The following is a 2,168-nucleotide window of genomic DNA, read 5'->3' on the forward strand; positions in this document are numbered from 1 at the left end:
CCTGCGGGGTTGGGAATCTCGCTGCGCGAGATTCACCCGGCTGATCGGCAAGCCGATCAGGCAGGAGCGGAAGGCTCGGTGCTGCGCACCTCGTGGCGAGCCTTCTAGTCCGTGTTCTAGGCATTTTCTCGCCTAGCCGGCCCCTGTTATGCCTTGCCCAGATGCCGGCTCTTTGGGGGCCAATTTTGGGGTTTTCGTGTTTGTCAAGTCTTTTTTGAAACTTTCTAAAAGTGCTTGCTGTTATCCGTTCGTTATGAAACTCGGTTGACACTGTCTTGTATCGGAGTAAAGTTATATATGTCAGATCGAGTTATTAGAAAGGTGGTCATCATGACCTCTCCGCTCAAGGCAGGATCCCCAGCGGACCTGCTGGCATTCGTACCCGTTCAGTTGGGCTTCTGGCCCGAAAATTCCCTGGTCTTAATCTCCATGCAGGGAAAGCTGCTCCGCGCAGTTCTCCGGGCCGATCTCCCCCCGGTTGGCTCCAACACCGCTGAAACCGCCCTTGCGCTCTCGGCCATGATCTCCTCCGATGTTGAGGCAGATGCCTACCTCGGAGCCATCTACGCTCCAGCTATGGGGGATGCATCGGAAAATGCCTCCCACTACCGGGAGCTGATCTCCGACCTTGAGTTGGCTCTGCCCCACGAACTGCATCAGATGTTCATCGTCAGCGGGGGCATGGTGCTCAATATGGCGGAAGGCTCCGCATTCTCGGTGGAAGAAATCCACTCCAGCCCCATGGCTCTGGAATTCATGATGATGGGGCGCGGATACGCTCCCGACTCCACCACCATGATCCCCACGGCACCGGAACTCCCTCACTCCGATCTGAAGATCCTCGCCAAGGTGCAGGGTGCTTTCAATGAGGAAGTCGATGAGGGCGTGGAGTCCGTGAAGAACATCTGGCACAGCTGCCCCGAGGTAAACGAGTTGGACCATGGCGGGTACTTGATCCTGCTGGCCTCGGTGCAGAACAGGGAGTGCCGTGATGCTGCACTGGCAACCATCATGAGTGCCGAGCGCATCCCCGAGGGGGACGAGGACACTATGGCCAAGTTCCTGATCGGTTCCCCCGAGGTCACCCCGGATTGGGAACGCGCAGCCGGTTTCGTCAAGGTGCTGCACAACCTGCTCACCATTGCCACGGGCCGGTTCCGGCTGGCTCCGCTGACCATGATGGGCGTCATCGAGTGGTACAAGGGCCACGGCACCTACTGCAACAGCTACCTCTCCGAGGCGCTGGCAATCGACCCCGATTACCGGCTGGCGGTGCTCATGAACGAGTTGAACATTGCAGGGTACATCTGCCCGTGGGCCACCACCCCCGAAACGGCCTTCCCCGGCCAGTAACCGGCACTACCTGCCCCGCCCTCCCCACGGGCGGGGCAGGTAGCCAATACTGGAACCCGACCCCTAGAAAGGCGGCCCCCGATGCCCCGATTCAGCAACGTCCACTACCAAAGCCTTGACGCCGTCGAAGCTCTCTCCAAACTCACCCGAGAAATCAACAAGCTCAGGCGCAGCGGGAAGCCCACCCGCAACGAATACCCCATCAACATCCACAACATCAAGCGCTGCCTAGAGGGCCTGCAAGCGTCCCTGGAATCCCTGCGAGAGGAACAGTCCACCCTTAGCTACGAAAGCGGCACAGTGGCACTGGAGCCCCTAACAGCAGCCTCCCAGCACCTCGCGGCCGCAATCGCCTCACTCCCCGCCGAAATGCCCCTCCTCAACGCGGATGAAGACAGCTGACCCCGAGGGGGCACCACACCTCTACCCCAGCTGTCAGCCCCTCGCCCTAGGCTCCATCCAAGCCCCAAATATTCCTCCAAAACTGACGAAACTTGGTTGACATGTTCAAGCTCAACCGGTATATTTATATATGTCAGATCGAATAAATGAAAGGCAAGAACATGGACACTTTCGCGGATAAGCCGGTCATCGCCCCCAATCGCCCCGCACTTGAATACATGACCGCATTTGGAGACTGGTTCCAAGCCCAGACCCCGGAACGCCAAGAGGCCTACCGCCAGAAAATACGGGAGGAAAATGCGGAGGAGGAGAGCTAAGCCCTCCTCAGGCAGGGCCTCAGGCCACTCCCCGCCCACCGGAGGCCTGCGGCCTGAACGCTAGAAGGGCCGGGCCGTCCGCCCCCCCCCCCCCCC

At 59.5% G+C, this 2,168-nt stretch carries 3 protein-coding genes; all 3 read left to right on the forward strand.

Annotated features, from left to right (window positions below):
• Positions 1-330 precede the first annotated feature (330 nt).
• The 3 genes from LOH53_RS13265 to LOH53_RS13275 all read left to right on the forward strand — a co-directional run bounded on the left by LOH53_RS13265 (position 331) and on the right by LOH53_RS13275 (position 2,072).
• Positions 331-1,353, forward strand: coding sequence for a DUF4192 family protein (locus LOH53_RS13265; protein ID WP_230068231.1), 1,023 nt, complete (start codon positions 331-333; stop codon positions 1,351-1,353).
• 81 nt (positions 1,354-1,434) lie between these two features.
• Positions 1,435-1,755 carry a hypothetical protein gene (locus LOH53_RS13270; protein WP_230068232.1) on the forward strand — a complete coding sequence of 107 codons (321 nt, stop codon included), beginning with the start codon at positions 1,435-1,437 and terminating at the stop codon, positions 1,753-1,755.
• 161 nt (positions 1,756-1,916) lie between these two features.
• Entirely contained in the window at positions 1,917-2,072 is a 156-nt protein-coding gene (locus LOH53_RS13275) for a hypothetical protein (protein WP_230068233.1), read from the forward strand.
• Positions 2,073-2,168: the final 96 nt, after the last annotated feature.

The sequence above is a fragment of the Arthrobacter cryoconiti genome (genome assembly GCF_020905375.1).
In the GTDB taxonomy this organism is placed as follows: Bacteria; Actinomycetota; Actinomycetes; order Actinomycetales; family Micrococcaceae; genus Specibacter; species Specibacter cryoconiti.

Excerpts from the sequence above, each read along its gene's own strand:
- LOH53_RS13265 (WP_230068231.1), top strand. The coding sequence starts at position 331 with ATGACCTCTCCGCTCAAGGCAGGATCCCCAGCGGACCTGCTGGCATTC.
- LOH53_RS13270 (WP_230068232.1), top strand. The coding sequence starts at position 1,435 with ATGCCCCGATTCAGCAACGTCCACTACCAAAGCCTTGACGCCGTCGAA.
- LOH53_RS13275 (WP_230068233.1), top strand. The coding sequence starts at position 1,917 with ATGGACACTTTCGCGGATAAGCCGGTCATCGCCCCCAATCGCCCCGCA.